An 18,924-nucleotide genomic window follows, 5' to 3' on the forward strand; every position below is an offset into this window, starting at 1 on the left:
AGAAACCGACGCTCAGCGCCGAAGGATCGCGGTAAGCCGGTGGGTGTCCTGCCGGGCGCGGCTGCGGCCCAGGTAAAGAACAGCCGCGACGGCGGCCGCAGCGCCCAGCACGATGGGCAGGACCCACGGAAGCCAGGTCAGCCCCGGCCGGTAGCCGAAGCCGGCGGCCATGAGGATGATCCAGGTGAGGGCCCCTACACCCACGGCTACGCCGGCGGGAAGGCCGGCGCCGTACTTGGCATGCCGCCTGTCATTCGCCCAGACAATAAAGCCGGCGGCGACGGTGGCGAGCACAACGATGGTCAGGGAAAGCAACGGATCTCCTCGGGATTCGCGGCAGCGCGGGGCTGGGCTAGAACTGGCCGAACCCTACGCGGCGGACCTCTTCGGCGCCGATCTCCACGTAAGCCAGGGCATTTCCGGGAACAATGATCAGGCGTCCCTTGTCATCCGTCAGGCGCAGCTCGCTGCCGGCGTTGATGGCTTCGCCCACAACCTTGGCCACCGTGTCTGCGTCCTGTGCCGATTCGAGCACAATCTCGCGGCCAACATTCTGAACGCCGATCTTAATTTCCACAGGGGGCCTCCCAGCCAGTCAAAGTTCGTTGGTGATGTCTTATTTGTAGTCTAGGACTCTTTGGGGAAGCGAGAGATTCCGCGCCAAGCTAAACGGTAGATGAGGTCACTGGCCACATCGAGGTCAAGATTACCGTCGGTTTCAAGCCAGTAGCGGGCACTGACCTGCGCCATCCCGGCGAGTCCGCGCCCCAAAAGCTCCGCCTCGAGGTGGGGGAGTTTGGTGTCGCCGGCAATGACGCGGGCAATGGCGTCCGCGAAGGTCCGGTTGAAGGTCTCCAGGCGTGAACTGACATCCGGATCGTTGATGAGGTCCGACTCGAACACGAGCCGGTGGGCCTGGTCATCGTTGGCAATAAAGCGGAAGTAGGCGCGCATGACGGCCTTCACGCGCTCCTTGTTGTCCGTGGTGGAGTCCAATGCGCCCAGCATCAGCTCGGTCAGGGACGCAAGGTGGCTTTCCAGCAGTGCAAGGTAAAGCTCGCGTTTGGAGGGAAAGTGCTGGTACAGGACCGGTTTGCTGACATGGGCCGTTTCGGCGATCTCGTCCATCGCGGCGCCGTGGTAGCCATTGGCTACGAAGACTTCCTGCGCGGCGGAAAGGAGCTGGGCGCGCCGCTCATCGCGGGGAAGCCGGGCGGAGCGCTGGCCTGCTGGACGCGGGGAGGTTTGCGGTTCGGCGGCGGGCGGGCGTTCAGCCCGTGCTTCAGGGACCACGGTTGTCCTTCTTTCCATTGCAGTTACCTCCACTTTACTGCGGGGTAATATGACCGGGCGGTATCCCGGGGCCTACATTGAAGTATGGCTTCGACTTTCACCGCAAATATTTCAACTGTTTCGCTGGATCCGTTGGTGGAACCGGCAGGTGAGCTCACCCCTGCCGAGGTGGAACGCTACTCGCGGCACCTCATTATTCCCGAGATCGGTACCCTGGGGCAGCGGCGGCTCAAGAACGCCAGGGTCCTGGTGATCGGCGCCGGCGGGCTCGGATCGCCGGCCCTGCTGTACCTCGCCGCAGCGGGCGTTGGAACAATCGGAATCATCGATGACGACACGGTGGACCTCAGCAACCTGCAGCGCCAGGTCATCCACGGCGTGGCCGACGTCGGCAGGCCGAAGATCGAGTCGGCCCGGGATGCGATTGCGGCGCTGAACCCGTTGGTGGATGTCCGGCTCCACGACGTGCGCCTGGACGCCGCCAACGCCCTGGAGCTGTTCGCCGGGTACGACCTGATCCTTGACGGGGCGGACAACTTTGCCACCCGCTACCTGGTGAACGACGCAGCCGCCATCCTCGGCAAGCCCTACGTGTGGGGTTCGATCTTCCGGTTCGACGGCCAGGTCAGCGTCTTCTGGGAGAAGCACGGGCCCACTTACCGCGACCTCTACCCTGAGGCCCCGCCGGCGGGCTCTGTGCCCTCCTGCGGCGAGGGCGGCGTCTTTGGCATGCTGTGCGCAGCCGTGGGATCTCTGATGGTGACGGAGGCAGTCAAGCTGATCACCGGCGTCGGACGTTCCCTGCTGGGCCGTGTGGCGCTCTTCGACGCCCTGGGCGGCAGCTGGCGGGAAATCCGGGTGTCCAAGGACCCCGCAGCGGAGCCCATCACTGAACTCACGGATTACGAGGCGTTCTGCGGCATCACGCCGGCAGCCCAGTCGGACACGGAACATACCGTCACTGCCACGCAGCTGGCCACCATGCTTGCATCGCGGAAAGCGGGGCTCAAGGACTTTGAGCTCGTGGACGTCCGTGAGCCGGGCGAATACGACATCGTGCGGATCGACGGGGCCGTCCTCATCCCGCAGGGCAGGATCCTGGCCGGCGACGCCTGGGCGGAGATCCCACAGGACAAGGACATTGTCTTCCACTGCAAGTCCGGGGCCCGCTCGGCGAATGTCCTGGCGGCGGCCCGGAAGGCGGGGTACGAGCGGATCAGCCATCTCGACGGCGGCATTCTCGCCTGGGTGCGTGACGTGGAACCCCAGAAGCCCGTCTACTGACAAACCGCCTCAGCGACGCTCTCTCACTTATTGCCCTTGAAATTGCGACGCTCTCTCACTTTCTAAAAGGAAGTGAGAGAGCGTCGTCGTTTAAGCAACGTTAAGTGAGAGAGCGTCGGTGAGGGTCAGGCGCTTTCGAGGCCCCGGTGGTCCACCGGGCATTCCGCCTGGGCTGTGGGGCTAGCGGGCTGCTCCACGGTGATGCCGTAGAGGGCTTCCAGGGCCGCCACGTATTCGTCCTGCTGGCCGTTGGCCGCCAGCTCGCGGGCGCGGACCGTGGGCACGTGGAGCAGCTGCTTGACCATGCGGCGAAGCGCGAATTCCACTTCCTCGGCAGCGGCGGTGCAGCCGTGCCGGGCCCGGACTTTTTCCATTTCTGCGTCCAGCACGTTCATAGTGTGCCGACGGAGGGCAACAATGGCCGAATCCACGGAGCGGGCCTCACGTTCCTGCTCAAAGGCCTTCGCGGCGCCGTTGACGATGCCACTTGCCTGCGTCAGCGATTCGGCCTGCTCCTGTGGCGCGGCGAGGCGCACCGATTCCAGGGTGAGGAGTTCGACGCCGTCGAGCTCACCCACGGCGGGATCGAAATCATGTGTCAGTGCCAGGTCAATGGCGATCAGCGGCTGCGGGGAATTGGCGCGCACCTGGGCCAGTTCATCGGCCTCCACCCGGGTATCGGAACCGCTGCACCCGATCATGACGTCCGCGGCAGCAACCGCGGGATACAGTGTTTCGGCGTCGAGGGCGGTACCGCCACGGGTGGCGACGAATCCCTCGGCACGGCCGGAGGACGAAAAGACCGAGATGTCCGTGCAGCCCCGTTCGCGCAGCAGCGCCATGGTTGCGCCGGCGTAGGCACCGGTCCCGAACACCACCACTTTTTTGGTGGTCCAGTCCTGGTTCTCGGAAAGGTCTGTTGCCAGGTCCAATGCCACCGACACGATGGACAGGCCGCGCGAACCTAGCGCAGTTTGGGCGCCGACGTCCTTGGCGGTCTTGGAGGCGGCCTGGAACAGCCGCACCAGTCCGGAGCTGGCGGTGCCTTCGTGCTGGGCGGTGATCAGTGCCCGCCTGACCTGGCCCGCGATTTCCCGTTCACCGACGACGGCGGAGTCCAGTCCGGCGCTGACGGCGAAGAGGTGCTGGCTTACTTCAGGGCCGGTGCGGGTGCTGAAGGAACGGGAGACGAGCGATTCGCTGAGTCCGCTGACATCGCTGATCTGGGCTACAAGGGCCGCGCGGGCGGCCTCGACGTCGTCCGGGTGCGGCGCTTCGCCGTAGATTTCGTAGCGGTTGCAGGTGGCAAGGACAACCGCACCCTTCACTGCCGGTGATCCGGAGAGAGCGGATGTGGCAATACCAGAGGAACCGTTGCTCAACTGGGCAACGGTCTCAAGATCGATGTCGGCGTGTGTAGCCACCAATGAAAAAAGAACCACAACGGATCAATCATAGCTTTTTCGTTCCTCGGTAGAACAACTACCTGCCCCGTCAAGGGCCGGAGGGGCTTGTGATTCCCGCCACGGCGGCCGCGGGGCCCCAACGGGAGACAGTCTGTCGTTATCTTTTGGCGCTGATTTTCGGCACAATCGATGGCATGACTCCTAGCCCTGCCGTCTCCGCTGCCGGCGTACTTGCCGCTGACCATCCACTGCTGGACGGCCGCACCGCGGACTCCCCGCTGATAACGGCCTACCGCGGCGGCAAGCCGTCCCGCCGTCCCGTCTGGTTCATGCGGCAGGCAGGTCGTTCACTGCCCGAATACCTCAAGGTGCGCGAGGGCATCGCCATGCTGGACTCCTGCCTCCGGCCTGAACTGGCATCCGAGATCACGCTGCAGCCGGTCCGCCGCCACGACGTCGATGCGGGGATCTTCTTCTCGGACATCGTCATTCCACTCAAGCTTGCCGGCGTGGGCGTGGACATCGTCCCGGGCGTGGGCCCTGTCCTCGACAAGCCCGTCCGTACGGCCGCGGACGTCGCGGCGCTGCCCCAGCTGACATGGGAAGCTCTGGAACCCATCCGGGAAGCGGTCCGGCTGACGGTGGCCGAACTGGGCAAGACGCCGCTGATCGGGTTCGCCGGCGCACCCTTCACGCTTGCGGCCTACATGGTTGAAGGCAAGCCTTCCCGCGACCACCTCGGGCCGCGCACCATGATGCACGCCGACCCGGAAACCTGGAACGCCCTGGCCAACTGGGCCGCCGACGCCTCCGGCATGTTCCTCCAGGCTCAGCTGGAAGCCGGCGCCTCCGCCGCGCAGCTGTTCGACTCCTGGGCAGGTTCGCTGGGACTGGCCGATTACACCCGGTTTGTTGCCCCGGCGTCGTCCCGCGCCCTGGACCATGTGCGGCACCTCGGCGCGCCGCTCATCCACTTCGGCACGGGAACTTCCGAGCTCCTCGTTGCCATGCGCGACGTGGGGGTCGACGTGGTGGGCGTGGACTACCGGCTGCCGCTGGATGAAGCGAACCGCCGGCTGGGCGGCAGCGTTCCGTTGCAGGGAAACATCGATCCTGCCCTGCTGTCGGCGCCCTGGAACGTCCTTGAAGCGCACGTCCGCGAGGTCATCGCCGCCGGCTCCGCTGCCCCCGGGCACGTCCTCAACCTTGGCCACGGCGTGCCGCCCGAGACGGACCCGGCAGTCCTGACCCGGGTGGTTGAACTCATCCACTCCATCTCCCCGGAGTAACCGGTGGGCAGTGCGCCGCTGGACCCCGGAACTGCGCTGGTGCTGGGCGGCGGCATCTCCGGGCTGCTCTCCGCGCGGGAGCTGGCTGCCGCCGGGTACCGGGTCACCCTCCTGGAGGCCGGCAGCGGGTGGGGCGGCTGCGTGGGCAGCCATGTGGTGGCCGGCCTGACCCTGGACAGCGGTGCCGAGTCCTTTGCCACGCGGTCCAATGCCGTCTCCGGACTTGCCGCTGAACTGGGCCTGGCGGACAACATTGTGGCTCCAAGGCCCGGCGGGGCATGGGTGCAGCTCCCCGAAGGCCCCCGTGAACTTCCCAAGACCGGGATACTCGGCATCCCGGCCAACCCCTGGGACCCGGAGGTCCGCCGGACCCTTGGCCTCCCGGGTTCCCTGCGTGCTTCCCTGGACCGGTTCCTGCCCGCTTCGGTAGGAAGCGGGCGTGACGTAGTCAGCGTCGCCGCCCTCGTCAAGGCCAGGATGGGCGCCCGGGTGCTGGAACGGCTCGTAGCCCCGGTGGTGGGCGGTGTCCATTCTGCCGATCCTGCACTGCTCGACGTCGACATGGTGGCTCCCGGGCTCCGCGCCAGGCTCCGGCAGCACGGCTCCCTCGCCGCGGCCGTAGCCGCCCAGCGGCGCGGCGGGCACAAGGCGGCAGGAGTGCCGGGCGCCTCCACCTCCGGCCAACCCGCCAAAGCCGGGTCCGCCGTCGCCGGCCTGGCAGGCGGCATGCATACCCTGGTGGATGCGCTGGTTAAGGATCTCCGCGGGCGGGGTGTCACGCTCTTGGCCGACACGCCGGCCGTTTCGGTCGCCCGCTCACCAGAGGGATGGCGCGTCCAGTCCGTCGGCGGAACGTTCGACGCCGGCGTGCTGGTGGTGGCGGTGGACGGCCCCACCGCCGTCGACCTGCTGGAAGGGCCGGTCCCCGCGATTGCAGGCAAGAAGCCGGCATCAGGACCGGACATAAAGCTTGTCACCCTGGTGCTGGACAACCCCGGCCTGGACAGCCGCCCCCGCGGCACGGGTGTGCTGGTGGCACCGCAGACCCCCGGGATCGAAGCAAAGGCGCTGACCCATGCCACCGGCAAATGGCAGTGGCTGGCAGATGCAGCTGGCCCCGGAAGACATGTCCTGCGTCTCTCCTATGGCAGGGCGGACGGGGCAGGGGAACCATCCGCCGGGCCGGAGACCGATGACAGCCTCCTGGCCGCCTCCCTGCGCGATGCGGCGGCGCTGCTGGGCGTCGGCATTACCAGGGAAAGCCTGGTTGATTGGGACGTTGTCCGCTGGCGTGGGTCCCTGCCGTTTGCCGCCGTCGGCCACCGCGCACGGGTCACGGCGATCCGTGAAGCGTGCACCGCGGCCGGCGGCCTGGCCCTGGTGGGCGGCTGGGTGGCGGGCAACGGGCTGGCCGCCGTGGTGTCCGACACTCGGACACAAGTTCGGAACTTGGTCGGCTGAACGTCGTCGCTGGTCAGCGCGCCACGAGCTCAAAACCTGCCTCTCCCAGGCGGCGGTTTGCCCTTTTGCCGGTTTTAAGTTCCCCCGCCGATCTGGTTAGGGTCGGTGACTATGGTTGACAACAGGTCCGAGCTTTCAATGTCCCGGACCGGTATCCATGGGGGAATCCGGCGCGGCTCAGCAGCTGCGGCAATCGGAGCGGTACTGGTTCTAGCCACCGGCGTTTCTGCGTCCCAGGCAGCGGAGGTGACGCCCGACCCTGGTGACCCGGCCGCACCCGTCACGCAGCAGAACAAGATCCTCCCCCTGGAAGCCTCCCTGCAGGGCCAGTCCGAGGCCGCCCGGCAGGATGCCCCCGGCCAGAACCGCGACGGGAAAGATGCCAAGGGCAAGGAATCCGGCGGCAACGGAAACGGAAAGGGAAAGCAGGCCGATCCCGGCAAGGCTCCCAGCCCCAGCCCATCCGCAAGTGCCTCCGCGATTCCAGTGCCGCCGGCGCTTCTCCCGGCGGTAACGGCCACCCTGAGTCCCTCAGCAACCGCCGCACCCACCCCCAGCACGGAGCCGTCTGGCGCGCCAACGGCCAGCGCGCCGGGTGCGGGCAAGACTCCCACCACCCCCTCTGCAACATCGGCTCCGGCGCCGTCGCGAACTGCGCCGGCCGCCTCCGCCGCCGCTCCGGCGCCTGCTTCAGCGCCGGCTCCGGATGCAGGGGTTTCCGACAGCCCGGAAACCTCCGCGGCCCCCGCAGGCGCACCGGCGGCAAACCCGGCCTCCCCTGCATCCCCTGCATCAGAGCCGGGCAAACCTGCGGCGGCGGCGGAGGACCAAACCGGAACCGACGCTACGGCAGGACAAGAACCCTTTGCCGGGACGGCTGCAACGGACCGCCAGGCCGCCGCATCGCCCTTGTATTCCTCGCCCTACGCCGCGCCGCAGGCCGCCGGATGGACGCCGTACTCCACGGGCACGCCGGGCAGCACGCCGCGCAGCAATGCCCGGCTTGCTGCACAGCCGGAACCGCGCAGCGCCATGGTCTGGCTGGGCTCAGGGCTGGTTGGCGTGGCTGGTGCCGCCGGGCTGGTCCTTTTCCGCCTGCGCAACCCCTAGGCCGGCACCGGTCGGTGCCGGCCTGCGTGCACGGTTGTGACCTTGCGCACTTCTACGAGCTGTAGAACTCGTTGGTTTCGACTTGACGCGTACTACAGGGCAAACTTGTAACCATGAGCCACACTTCTGCCGAATCTGTCACTAAAACCGAAGAATCAGCCGAGCAGTTCTTCACTCTTTGGACGGTCTTCAAGCGGTCCGAGGCAGTGGTCCGCAGCGCCAATGCCGCCGCTGACTTCGAGGCCCTGCTGGAACGGCTTGCCGAAGCGGGCGTGACCCACCGCGGCAGCTACGACGTCTCGGCCATGCGCGCCGATGCCGACATTATGGTGTGGCTCCACGGCCCCAAGCCGGAAGCCCTGCAGCAGGCCATCCGCGACATCCGCCGCAGCACCCTTTTCACCGGAACCGAGATCGTCTGGTCTGCCATGGGTGTCCACCGCGAGGCTGAGTTCGCGAAGAACCACACGCCCGCATACTCCCGTGGGGTGGCACCGGCTGAATGGCTGTGCGTCTACCCGTTCGTCCGCTCCTACGAGTGGTACATCCTTCCCGAGGCCGAGCGCGGAAAGATGCTTCGCGACCACGGCCTGCTGGGCCGCGACTTCCCGCAGGTCATCTCCAACACGGTCTCCTCCTTCGCCCTGGGCGACTGGGAGTGGATCCTCGGCCTGGAAGCTCCCGAGCTTGTGGACCTGGTGGACCTGATGCGCCACCTGCGCGCCACGGAAGCACGCAACCACGTCCGCGAGGAAATCCCGTTCTACACCGGACGCCGGATCTCCGCCGAAGAGGTAGCCGAGGTCCTCGCATGAGTCCCCTTGATCCGCAGGGAACCACCGCCGTTAACCCTGTCACCGAGGCCGGCCGGATGGCCCCCAAGGATTACGACGCCGTCCTCCTCGCCTCGTTCGGCGGCCCCGAAGGGCAGGAGGACGTCATCCCGTTCCTCCGCAACGTCACCCGCGGCCGCGGGATCCCGGACGAGCGGCTCGAGGAAGTCTCGCACCATTACCGGGCGAACGGCGGCATCAGCCCCATCAACCAGCAGAACCGCGAGCTCAAGGCGGCACTCGAAGCCGAACTGGCCGCCCGCGGCATCGAACTTCCGGTGCTGTGGGGCAACCGCAACTGGGCGCCCTACATCCCGCAGACCCTGCAGGACGCGTACGACGCCGGCCACCGCCGGGTGCTGATGATCACCACCAGTGCCTACTCCTGTTACTCCAGCTGCCGCCAGTACCGCGAGGACATCGGCATGGCCCTGACCGAAACCGGCCTGGACGGACGCCTTGAGGTGGACAAGGTCCGCCAGTACTTCGACCACCCCGGCTTCGTGGAGCCGTTCGTGGAAGGTACCGCCGCCGGCCTCGCCGACGTCCGTGCCAAGCTGGCAGAAGCCGGAACCCCGGACGCGCCCATCCAGATCCTCTTCGCCACCCACTCCATCCCCACCCGGGACGCCGACGCAGCGGGCAGGTCCGAGGGCGAACCGCGCGAATTCGAGGAAGGCTCAGCCTATGTGGCCCAGCACCTCGCCACTGCCGCGGCCGTCATCGGCCGGGTCCAGGAAGAATCCGGCCTGACCGCACCCTGGTCACTGGTGTATCAGTCCCGCTCCGGCGCCCCGCACGTGCCGTGGCTTGAGCCTGACATCAACGATGCAATTGAGGAGCTGGCCGGCCAGGGCATCAAGGGCATCGTCATCGTGCCCCTGGGCTTCGTCAGCGACCACATGGAAGTTGTCTGGGACCTGGATACCGAGGCCCTGGAAACCTGCGCCAACCTGGGCCTGGCCGCCACCCGCGTCCCAACCCCCGGAACGCACCGCAAGTTCGTCAACGGCCTGGTGGACCTGATCTCCGAACGCACGGCGGCAAACAACATCAGCGACCGCCCTGCCGTGACGGACCTGGGCCCCTGGTACGACGTCTGCCGGCCCGGGTGCTGCGCAAACTTCCGGGGCGAAAAGCCCACCATCGCCGGGGCGGACACGACGGTGGGCACCGGCCATGACCCCTATCCCGCGGCACCGGCCGGCCGGGACGCAACCCAGGGAGCAGCACAGCAGTGACCGTCCGGATCGGAACGAGGGCCAGCAAGCTGGCCCTGACCCAGACGCAGCAGACCGCGGACCAGCTTGCCGCCGTCGGAGGCTTTCCCGTGGAGCTCGTCCACATCAGGACCGATGGCGACGTCCTCACCGGATCGCTGTCGCAAATGGGCGGCACCGGCGTTTTCGTGGCCGCCCTGCGCGATGCGCTGCTCCGGAACGAGTGTGACGTCGCCGTCCATTCGCTGAAGGACCTGCCCACCGGGGCGGCAGTGGGCCTGAGCCTTGCAGCGACGCCGCGGCGTGTGGATGTCCGTGACGTCCTTTGCGCACGGGACGGGCTGAAGCTCGCCGATCTCCCCGCCGGTGCCACGGTGGGGACGGGTTCGCCCCGCCGCGCCGCCCAGCTCCGCGCGGCCCGGCCCGACCTGGAAATCCTGGACATCCGCGGCAACGTGGACACCCGCCTCGGCAGGGTCCCCGGGCTCCCCGGCAACACCACGGACCAGGTTGTTCCTGGCAAGTCCTGCGACCTTGACGCCGTTGTGCTGGCGGCAGCCGGCCTGGAGCGCATCAACAGGCTGGACGCGGTCAGCGAATACCTCGAGACGGACGTTATGCTCCCCGCCGCCGGACAGGGTTCCCTGGCGATCGAATGCCGCACCGCCGATGCACCTCCGAGGCCCGGTTCAACCGAAGGATCCCGGCGAGTGCTGGCCCAGGCGCTGGCTGCACTCGATGACCCGGACACCCGGCTCGCCGTCACCGCGGAGCGGGCCCTGCTGGCCCGGCTTGAGGCCGGGTGCGCGGCTCCGGTGGGCGCCTACGCCTACCGCAAGGGCAGCATGCTTCACCTGGAAGCCGTGGTGTGTGCCGTGGACGGCACAGCTTCGGTCCGGGACAAGCGCGCAACTGACGGGCTGACCGAAGTGGGGGCCACCCTGCTGGGCATCGAACTGGCCGAAGTCCTCCTTGCCGGCGGGGCCGCCGACATCGCAGACCTGCAGGCTTCCTGACCTGGCCATGGGATCGCCTTCCCGTGCATCCGGTCCGGACCAACCGCTCAGCGGAGCCCGGGTCCTGGTCACGCGCAGCCCCGAACGCTCGCTCTCGCTCGTGGCTGCACTGGAAGAGGCCGGAGCCAGCGCCGTCCTCCTGCCGCTCATCGACTTCGAACGGGCGGCAGACCAGCATTCCCTTGACGTAGCCTGCGATGCCCTGGGCGCCGGCGCCTTCGACTGGCTGGTGGTCACGAGTGCCACCACGGTCCATGTCCTCCTGGACAAGGCAAAGGATCGCGGCGTGGTGCTCAACCAGTGGATCCCTGCCGGCACCCGTATCGCTGCCATCGGTCCGGCGACGCGCGGGCTGCTGGAAGCGAACGGGTTGGTTGTCCACCTGACGCCTTCGGGCGAGCAGTCCGCCGCCGGGTTGCTCGAGGTGTGGCCGGGCGGAGGCAGGGTCCTGCTGCCGCAGGCCGACATCGCTGCACCCCGGCTGGCCGAGGGACTGCTCGCGGCGGGCAGCAACGTTACGGTGGTCACCGCCTACCGGACCGTCGAATACCCGGCGTCAGCGGAGCGCAGGCTCGCCGTCCCGGTGGAAGACGGGGGACCGGGCCAGGCGCCGCCGTCGTACTCGCTGCTGTCACCGGCCGCAGCCGCTGCCGGGATAGCGGACGGAAGCATCCATGCGGTCGTCGCAGCCTCGCCCAGCGCGGTGCGGCGCATCGCTGACCTCACACCGCTGCACCGCTGCCGCCTGGTGGTGATTGGGCGTTCGACGGCGGAGCAGGCGGCCGCGCTTGGCCTGCCGGTGGCCGCGGTGGCGGCTGAGCCCACGCCGGAAGGCCTTGTTGCCGCCGTCGAAGCCGCCCTTGGGCACCAACCTGAAACAACGTGAAGGACAGGACATGACTTTTCCCAGCCAACGCCCCCGCCGCCTCCGCACCACGCCTGCCATGCGCCGGCTGACCGCTGAAACACGCCTGGCGCCGGCCGAGCTCATCCTTCCGGCCTTCATCAGGGAGGGGCTGACCGAACCCAATCCCATCACGTCCATGCCGGGCGTTGTCCAGCACACCACAGACACCCTCAAGCGTGCCGCCGCCGAGGCTGTTGAGCTGGGACTCGGCGGGATCATGCTCTTCGGCATCCCCGAAACCCGCGATGCTGAGGGCTCGGCCTCCCTGGACCCGGAGGGTGTGCTGAACAAGGCCATCCGGGACGTCCGGGCCGAGGTTGGTGATGATCTGGTGATCATGAGCGACGTGTGCCTGGACGAGTTCACGGACCATGGCCACTGCGGCGTGCTCGACGACGACGGGTACGTGGACAACGACCGGACCGTGGAAATCTACGCCCGGATGGCCGTGGCGCAGGCGGATGCCGGAGCGCACATGCTGGGCCCTTCCGGAATGATGGACGGACAGATCGCCGCGATCCGTGCCGCCCTTGACGAAGCCGGCCACACCAACACCTCAGTCATTGCCTATGCTGCGAAGTACGCGTCCGCTTTCTACGGACCGTTCCGTGAGGCGGTGGATTCGCAGCTGAAGGGTGACCGCCGGACGTACCAGATGGACGCCGGCAACCGCACCGAGGCCCTGCGTGAGGTGGAGCTCGATCTGGCGGAGGGCGCCGACATCGTGATGGTGAAGCCGGCCATGAGCTACCTGGACATCATGGCCGACGTCGCCGCCATGAGCCCCGTGCCGGTGGCTGCCTACCAGATCTCCGGCGAGTACGCGATGATCGAAGCGGCCGCGGCCAACGGTTGGATCGACCGGCGGGCGGCCATCACCGAGTCCGTGCTGGGAATTCGCCGGGCCGGTGCCCACATGGTGCTGACGTACTGGGCGGCCGAACTGGCCGGCTGGCTCAAGGAATCCCGGTGAGCGAGGCCGTTTCCTCCGGGTTCACCACTTCGCCCGGACCCGGTGGGCAGAACCCGACCGCGCCCGTGGGCGATGCCCGGATCCTGCTCGGCCTCAATACGTTCGGCGACGTCGGCGAGAAGCCCGACGGCAGCCCGTTGCCGCATGCGCAAGTCCTGCGGCAGCTGCTGGAACAGGCAGAGCTGGCAGACGCCGTCGGACTCCACGCATTTGGCGTGGGGGAGCACCACCGCAAGGACTTCGCGGTGTCCGCCCCGGAAGTCTTCCTGGCGGCGGCAGCCGCCCGCACGCAGCAGATCCGGCTCGGCTCAGCGGTCACGGTCCTCAGCTCGGATGATCCCATCCGCGTGTTCCAGCGGTTCTCCACGGTGGACGCCATCTCGAATGGCCGGGCCGAGGTGATGCTGGGCCGCGGGTCCTTCGTTGAATCCTTCCCGCTCTTTGGATTGGACCTGGCCGACTACGAACTCCTGTTCGAGGAGAAGCTGGAACTGTTCAGCAAGGTGCGGTCGCAGAAGCCTGTGCACTGGGAAGGCCGCACCCGGCCGGCCCTGCACGGCCTCAGCGTCTACCCGCCCCTGGAACACCATCTGCTGCCCACCTGGATCGGGGTTGGTGGAACACCCGAATCGGTGCTTCGCTGCGCGCAGTACGGCTATCCGATCATCTTCGCCATCATCGGCGGCCAGCCGCGGGCCTTCGGGCCGCTGGCTGACCTCTACCGCGAAGCCATGTCCAAGTACGGGCACCCGATGCAGCAGATGGCCACGCATTCGCCGGGGCACGTTGCCCCCACCGACGAAGAGGCCAGGGAGGAATTCTTTCCGCACTGGCTGACGCTGCGGAACAGGATCGGAGCCGAACGTGGCTGGGGTCCCGCCGGACGGTCCGAGTTCGACGCGATGTGCGCTCCCGAGGGTGCCCTTTATGTCGGGTAACCGGAGACTGTGGCCCGGAAAATCGTCCTGCTGAAGCAGAACCTTGGGGTGGACCGCTTCGACCTGAAGTACAGCAGCGGGCCGTTGCCGCACGGGGCGATGATGCGGTCCATCGAACTCCTGGGCACGGCAGTGGCGCCCAGGGTGGCTGAACTGCTCGGCAAGTGACGCGCCGGCTAACTGAGAGAATAGGAACCATGACTTCCAGCAATCCTCGCAACGAGGCACTCTTCGACCGCGCCCGCCAGCTGATGCCGGGCGGCGTCAACTCGCCGGTCCGCGCCTTCGGATCCGTGGGCGGGACCCCGCGCTTCATGGTCGCCGCCAAAGGGCCGTACCTGACGGACGCCGACGGCAAGGAATACGTGGACCTGGTGTGCTCCTGGGGGCCCGCCCTGCTGGGCCACGCGCACCCGGCCGTGCTGGACGCCGTCCACGCCGCCGTGGACCGCGGGCTGTCCTTCGGCGCATCCACCCCGGATGAGGCCAACCTGGCCGCCATTGTCCAGGAACGCGTGCCCGCCGTCGAACGTCTCCGCATGGTGTCCACCGGCACCGAAGCCACCATGACCGCCGTCCGCCTGGCCCGCGGCGTCACCGGCCGCAACCTGATCGTCAAATTCGCCGGCTGCTACCACGGCCACCTTGACAGCCTTTTGGCATCGGCGGGCTCGGGCGTGGCAACGCTCGCGCTTCCCGGCTCGGCCGGTGTCACCGAAGCCACCACGGCCGAGACCCTGGTGCTGCCGTACAACGACCTCGCGGCGGTCAAGGAAGCCTTTGCCACCCACGGGCAGAACATCGCGGCCGTCATCACCGAGGCCGCCCCGGCCAACATGGGCGTGGTCACTCCTGAGGAAGGCTTCAACCTGGGGCTGTCGCGCATCACCCGCGAGCACGGCGCGCTGCTCATCGTGGACGAGGTCCTGACCGGCTTCCGCACCGGCTACTCCGGATATTGGGGCCTCACCGGCGGAGCGCCGGACGCCGCCGAACCCTGGACCCCGGACCTGCTCACCTTCGGCAAGGTCATCGGCGGCGGAATGCCGACGGCGGCCCTCGGCGGGCGTGCCGACGTCATGGACCACCTGGCGCCCACCGGTCCGGTCTATCAGGCCGGCACCCTGTCAGGTAACCCTGTGGCGATGGCGGCGGGCGTGGCCACCCTGACCCACGCCACCCGTGACGTGTACTCGTTCATCGACGTCCGCTCCCTGGAGCTCTCCTCAGCCGTGTCCACCGCCCTTGACGCAGCAGGGGTGGACCACTCCATCCAGTTCGCCGGGAACCTGTTCTCCGTGGCCTTCGGAACGTCGGCCCACGGCGTCCACAATTACGCCGACGCCCAGGCCCAGGAGACCTTCCGCTACGCACCGTTCTTCCACTCGATGCTGGAATCGGGCGTCTACCTGCCGCCGTCGGTCTTCGAAGCCTGGTTCCTCTCGGCAGCGCACGACGACGCCGCCATGAACCGGATCTACGACGCCCTTCCGGCAGCAGCAAAGGCCGCGGCGGCCGCCCAGGGCTAGTCCCGCCGCCGGCCCCTTAACTCCCCGCGAGATGGCACTTCACGGCAATCCCGGCGCGTGGAACTGCCGTTAAGTGCCATCTCGGCGCAAACAAAAAAATCCCCGGTTGCGGCGCAACCGGGGATTTTCTTTTGGTGCTGCAGGCGTTACAGGACGTCCGAGAGGAAGCCCTTGAGCCGGTCCGTGAGGGGCGCGGTGAAGAGCTGTTCCGGAGGCCCGGACTCCACCACAACACCTGCATCCATGAACGTCACGATGTCCGACACGTTGCGGGAGAAGCCCATCTCGTGGGTCACCACCACCATGGTCATGCCGCCCTTCGCAAGGTCCGTCATCAGCGCCAGGACACCCTTCACCAGCTCAGGGTCCAGGGCCGAGGTGGCCTCGTCGAAGAACATGACTTCCGGCTTCATGGCCAGCGCGCGGGCAATCGCGACGCGCTGCTGCTGGCCGCCGGAGAGGTTGGCCGGGCGGGCGTCAGCCTTGTGCTTCAGGCCCACCAGGTCCAGCTGCTCAAGGGCTTCGGCGCGCGCCTGGTCCGCGGGCAGCTTCCGGAGCTTGCGGAGCGCCAGCGAAACGTTCTCCACCACGGTCTTGTGCGGGAACAGGTTGAACTGCTGGAACACCATGCCGATCCGCTGCCGGAGCTCGTCCGGGTTGTCCTTCAGGACCGAACGGCCATCCAGCAGGATATCGCCCTGGTCCGGCTCGATCAGCCGGTTCATGACCCGCAGCAGCGTGGATTTACCTGACCCGGAGGGGCCGATCACCGATGCCGTGGTGCCCTTCTCCACGTGCAGGTCAATGCCGCGGAGAACATGGTTGTGGCCGAATGAGAGGTGCAGGTTCTTGCCGGTCAGGGTTCCGGAAGCGAACTCCGTCATGCCTGTGCCCCCTTGCCGATAGGTGCTGCCAGCTCATCCGGTTCCTTCTTCTCCGGCTTGCCGGTACGCAGCCGGTGGTCGATGAAGTTCACGAAGTGGGTGAGCGGGACGGTCAGGATCAGGTACAGCACACCGGCCGCAACCAGCGGTGAAAGGTTTCCCGTGTTGGCCATGGCGTCATTTCCGATCCGGAAGATTTCCCGGTCGGAGGCGGCCAGGCCCAGCATGAACACCAGCGAGGAATCCTTCAGCAGCGAGATGAACTGATTCACCAGGGCCGGAAGGACCCGGCGGATGCCCTGCGGCACCACCACCAGCCGCATGGAGCTGCCGTAGCTGAATCCGAGCGCCCTGGAGGCCTCCAACTGTCCCTTTTCAACACTCTGGATGCCGGACCGGAAGATCTCGCCGATGTAGGCGGCTGCGATCAGGGTCAGGGCCAGGATGCCCAGCGGATAAGGGTTCCGCGAACCCGTGATCTCACGGGCGATCGGGCTCAGTCCGATGCCGATGACCAGGATCACGAGGATGGCCGGGAGGCCGCGGAAGATATCGGTGTAGATACGTGCCACCCACCGTGCTCCCGCATTGCGGGAGATCCCCATCATGGCCAGCAGCAGCCCCAGCAGGGAACCGAGAACGCCGGAGGCCACAGCCAGAATCAGGGTGTTGGGCAGACCCACCATGAGCAGGGCGGGAATGACTTTCGCCATTTCCTCCCAGTTGAAGAAGGTGTCAGCAAGCTGGTCCAGGAGATCCATAAACGTCCCGGCTCAATCAGCTCTGGGGAACCGTGGCGGCCTTGCTGCCCGGCTTCCAGTCAGTCGGCATTTCGCGGTCCGGGTACCACTCCTTGGTCAGCTTGGACCAGGTCCCGTCTTCAACAACTGCGTCAAGGCCGGAGTTCAGCGCATCAATCAGGGGCTGGTTGTCCTTGGCCACAGCATAGGCAGTGAAGTTCTCGGTATTGATCTTGGACTCGACGATGGCGGTGCCGTCGCCTTCCTTGACCTGGCCCTCAGCCTGCTGGGAAGGTGCCACCCAGGCATCCACCTGGCCGTTGCGGACGTTGGCGTACACGGTGGCGTAATCCGGGAAGCGGATCGGTTCCATGTTCAGCGTGTTGGTGACGTAGTCGTCCTGGACCGTGCCCTGGACAACGCCGATGCGCAGATCCTCCGTCAGGTCGTCAAAACTCTTGACGTCGCCGTCGGTCTTGGCCACAACGGCCATGAAGCCGAAGTCGTAGCCGTTGGTGAAGCCGACATTCTGGCGGCGGGCTTCGGTGGTGGAGATGGAGGAGGATCCGACGTCAAACTGCCGGGTGGAAACCTGGGAGAGCAGGGCCGAGAAATCGGTGGCAACGAATTCGACCTCGAGGCCGAGCTTGCCTGCAATAGCGCGCAGCAGTTCGTTGTCGTAGCCCGTGAACTTGCCGGAGGGATCAATGAAGATGTTCGGGGGTGCATCCGAGAGGGTGCCCACCTCGAGCTTGCCTTCGGTGTTGAGGCCGAGCTTGGTCTTGTCGATCTGGTCGATCGGGGTGACATCGTCAGTGGTGTACTTGTCCAGCGTCTGCTGGTCGCTGCCGGCGAGGGCGTCAGTCGGGGTACCGCTGGGCTGCGAGGATCCTGAGCCGCAGGCTGCCAGGGAAACAGCGAGGGCGAGTGCAACGGGCGCGGTAGTGAGCCACTTCATCGCTTTGATTTTCATCAGGTTGTCACTTTCATTGAGTCATAAGTCAACCGGGCCGCAAGGCTGCGCTGGTGGCGCCTGGCACCTGCCCGGTGCTGGTCAAGCACGTCCAGGGCAGGGGTGACCGCAAAACTTTATTCTCTCACTTCCACGCTTCAGTGCGGCGGGCTGAATAAGGAAGAGCTGTTCGCCGCCAAGGCCGAAGAATATTCCGCTGTGGCACATTGGCGGCGTCCAGACCACCGGATTCAGGCGCAGGGAGCGAATAGCCGACGTCACGAGCGTGTACCGGCGGGGCGGCGCGGGACATGTGACTTGCCTCGCACCATGAGCGGTGGTTCGCCTAGAAGCCGCCGATGCTGGCGTCCTGGGGAGGAAGGACCGGCCAGTCACCTTCGATCACAGCGGCCGGCTTGGTCTTGCGGAGGTAGCCCTGGAAGTCTGCTGCCTGGCTGACGGCCCAATCCACCTGCAGTTGGTGAAGCTGGCTGGCGGGCATCATCAGCTTGGGAAACTTGCCCGCCATGGCGTCCAGGACCTTCAGCGTGGCCAGGGCATCAGCCGCCGAGGTGTGCGCGTTGTCCAGGACTACCCCGTACTCCTCGCACAGCGCCGTCAGGGTCCGCTTGCCCTTGCGGTAGCGGTCAACCTGCTTGTTCATGATGTACGGGTCCAGGACGGGGAACCGGGTGAGCTGGGGCACGCCATACCGGGCGGACTCCGCGGCCAGCACCGTGAAGTCGTAGCTGGCGTTGAAGGCGATGACCGGGACGCCGGCGTCGAAAAGATCCTGCAGGACAGCTGCCAGTTCCCTGGTGACCTCGTGGGCAGGCCGCCCGTCCCGCCGGGCCTGTTCGGTGGTGATCCCGTGCACGTCGCTGGCCTCGGTGGGTATCTCGACGCCCGGGTCCGCCAGCCACTCATGCTCGTCGATGACGTCTCCCTTGTGGTCCACAACAGTCACCGAGGCCGTGACAATCCGCGCGGCACGCGAATTGCGTCCGGTGGTTTCGAGGTCGAAAGCTGCTCGGGGGAGGGTGTTCCAGGTGCTCATGTTTCAACGCTAACGGGCACCTCCGACAATTC

The 18,924-nt window shown here is 66.9% G+C and carries 18 protein-coding genes and 1 pseudogene; 11 read left to right on the plus strand and 8 right to left on the minus strand.

The features are described 5' to 3' along the window. Positions 1–12: 12 nt before the first annotated feature. The 3 genes from P2Q66_RS02565 to P2Q66_RS02575 are packed head-to-tail and all read right to left on the minus strand — an operon-like array spanning position 13 to position 1,293. Positions 13–315, minus strand: coding sequence for a hypothetical protein (locus tag P2Q66_RS02565; protein ID WP_115525120.1), 303 nt, complete (start codon positions 313–315; stop codon positions 13–15). 37 nt (positions 316–352) lie between these two features. Further along, positions 353–577 (minus strand): DUF3107 domain-containing protein, encoded by a 225-nt coding sequence (locus tag P2Q66_RS02570; protein WP_079597304.1) that lies wholly within the window; start codon positions 575–577, stop codon positions 353–355. Positions 578–627: 50 nt separating this feature from the next. After that, complete coding sequence (locus P2Q66_RS02575; protein WP_079597303.1) at positions 628–1,293, minus strand: TetR/AcrR family transcriptional regulator; 666 nt, start codon at positions 1,291–1,293, stop codon at positions 628–630. A gap of 84 nt (positions 1,294–1,377) precedes the next feature. On the opposite strand from P2Q66_RS02575, the gene moeB reads away from it, so the two are divergent. After that, positions 1,378–2,577 carry a molybdopterin-synthase adenylyltransferase MoeB gene (gene moeB, locus P2Q66_RS02580; protein WP_275725334.1) on the plus strand — a complete coding sequence of 400 codons (1,200 nt, stop codon included), beginning with the start codon at positions 1,378–1,380 and terminating at the stop codon, positions 2,575–2,577. 125 nt (positions 2,578–2,702) lie between these two features. Here moeB and P2Q66_RS02585 read toward each other — a convergent pair whose 3' ends face one another. Further along, a complete protein-coding gene (locus tag P2Q66_RS02585) occupies positions 2,703–4,019 on the minus strand; it encodes a glutamyl-tRNA reductase (protein WP_079597301.1) in 1,317 nt (438 codons plus the stop codon). Positions 4,020–4,177: 158 nt separating this feature from the next. Between P2Q66_RS02585 and hemE the strand changes: the two genes are divergently transcribed. The 10 genes and pseudogenes from hemE (at position 4,178) to hemL (ending at position 15,259) form a co-directional block, all read left to right on the plus strand. Next, complete coding sequence (gene hemE, locus P2Q66_RS02590; RefSeq protein WP_275725336.1) at positions 4,178–5,272, plus strand: uroporphyrinogen decarboxylase; 1,095 nt, start codon at positions 4,178–4,180, stop codon at positions 5,270–5,272. Between the two features lie 3 nt (positions 5,273–5,275). Then, positions 5,276–6,733, plus strand: coding sequence for a protoporphyrinogen oxidase (gene hemG, locus P2Q66_RS02595; protein WP_275725338.1), 1,458 nt, complete (start codon positions 5,276–5,278; stop codon positions 6,731–6,733). 111 nt (positions 6,734–6,844) lie between these two features. Continuing rightward, positions 6,845–7,843, plus strand: a complete 999-nt coding sequence (locus tag P2Q66_RS02600) for a hypothetical protein (protein WP_275725340.1) — start codon at positions 6,845–6,847, stop codon at positions 7,841–7,843. Between the two features lie 113 nt (positions 7,844–7,956). Further along, positions 7,957–8,658, plus strand: a complete 702-nt coding sequence (hemQ, locus tag P2Q66_RS02605) for a hydrogen peroxide-dependent heme synthase (RefSeq protein ID WP_079597298.1) — start codon at positions 7,957–7,959, stop codon at positions 8,656–8,658. After that, a complete protein-coding gene (locus P2Q66_RS02610) occupies positions 8,655–9,917 on the plus strand; it encodes a ferrochelatase (protein ID WP_275725342.1) in 1,263 nt (420 codons plus the stop codon). Before hemQ ends, P2Q66_RS02610 begins: the two co-directional genes overlap by 4 nt. Next, positions 9,914–10,912, plus strand: a complete 999-nt coding sequence (hemC, locus tag P2Q66_RS02615) for a hydroxymethylbilane synthase (RefSeq protein ID WP_079597296.1) — start codon at positions 9,914–9,916, stop codon at positions 10,910–10,912. The genes P2Q66_RS02610 and hemC overlap by 4 nt, the downstream gene beginning before the upstream one ends. A gap of 7 nt (positions 10,913–10,919) precedes the next feature. Beyond that, positions 10,920–11,798 (plus strand): uroporphyrinogen-III synthase, encoded by an 879-nt coding sequence (locus P2Q66_RS02620; RefSeq protein ID WP_275725344.1) that lies wholly within the window; start codon positions 10,920–10,922, stop codon positions 11,796–11,798. Positions 11,799–11,808: 10 nt separating this feature from the next. Next, complete coding sequence (gene hemB / locus P2Q66_RS02625) at positions 11,809–12,792, plus strand: porphobilinogen synthase (protein WP_275725346.1); 984 nt, start codon at positions 11,809–11,811, stop codon at positions 12,790–12,792. Next, a pseudogene (locus tag P2Q66_RS02630) lies at positions 12,789–13,898 on the plus strand (LLM class flavin-dependent oxidoreductase). The gene hemB and the pseudogene P2Q66_RS02630 overlap by 4 nt, the downstream one beginning before the upstream one ends. Positions 13,899–13,927: 29 nt before the next feature. Beyond that, entirely contained in the window at positions 13,928–15,259 is a 1,332-nt protein-coding gene (gene hemL, locus P2Q66_RS02635) for a glutamate-1-semialdehyde 2,1-aminomutase (RefSeq protein WP_079597293.1), read from the plus strand. 146 nt (positions 15,260–15,405) lie between these two features. On the opposite strand, the gene P2Q66_RS02640 is transcribed toward hemL, so the two are convergent. The 4 genes from P2Q66_RS02640 to P2Q66_RS02655 form a co-directional block, all read right to left on the minus strand. Further along, positions 15,406–16,143: an amino acid ABC transporter ATP-binding protein gene (locus tag P2Q66_RS02640; protein WP_275725349.1), complete on the minus strand. Its 738-nt coding sequence runs from the start codon at positions 16,141–16,143 to the stop codon at positions 15,406–15,408. Next, complete coding sequence (locus P2Q66_RS02645) at positions 16,140–16,904, minus strand: amino acid ABC transporter permease (protein WP_050054485.1); 765 nt, start codon at positions 16,902–16,904, stop codon at positions 16,140–16,142. Before P2Q66_RS02645 ends, P2Q66_RS02640 begins: the two co-directional genes overlap by 4 nt. A 16-nt stretch (positions 16,905–16,920) precedes the next feature. Continuing rightward, complete coding sequence (locus P2Q66_RS02650) at positions 16,921–17,856, minus strand: ABC transporter substrate-binding protein (RefSeq protein ID WP_050054486.1); 936 nt, start codon at positions 17,854–17,856, stop codon at positions 16,921–16,923. Positions 17,857–18,181: 325 nt separating this feature from the next. Continuing rightward, positions 18,182–18,892 carry a 3'-5' exonuclease gene (locus tag P2Q66_RS02655; protein ID WP_079597290.1) on the minus strand — a complete coding sequence of 237 codons (711 nt, stop codon included), beginning with the start codon at positions 18,890–18,892 and terminating at the stop codon, positions 18,182–18,184. Positions 18,893–18,924 lie beyond the last annotated feature (32 nt).

It is taken from the genome of Arthrobacter sp. Cr_A7, assembly GCF_029222765.1.
GTDB lineage: Bacteria > Actinomycetota > Actinomycetes > Actinomycetales > Micrococcaceae > Arthrobacter.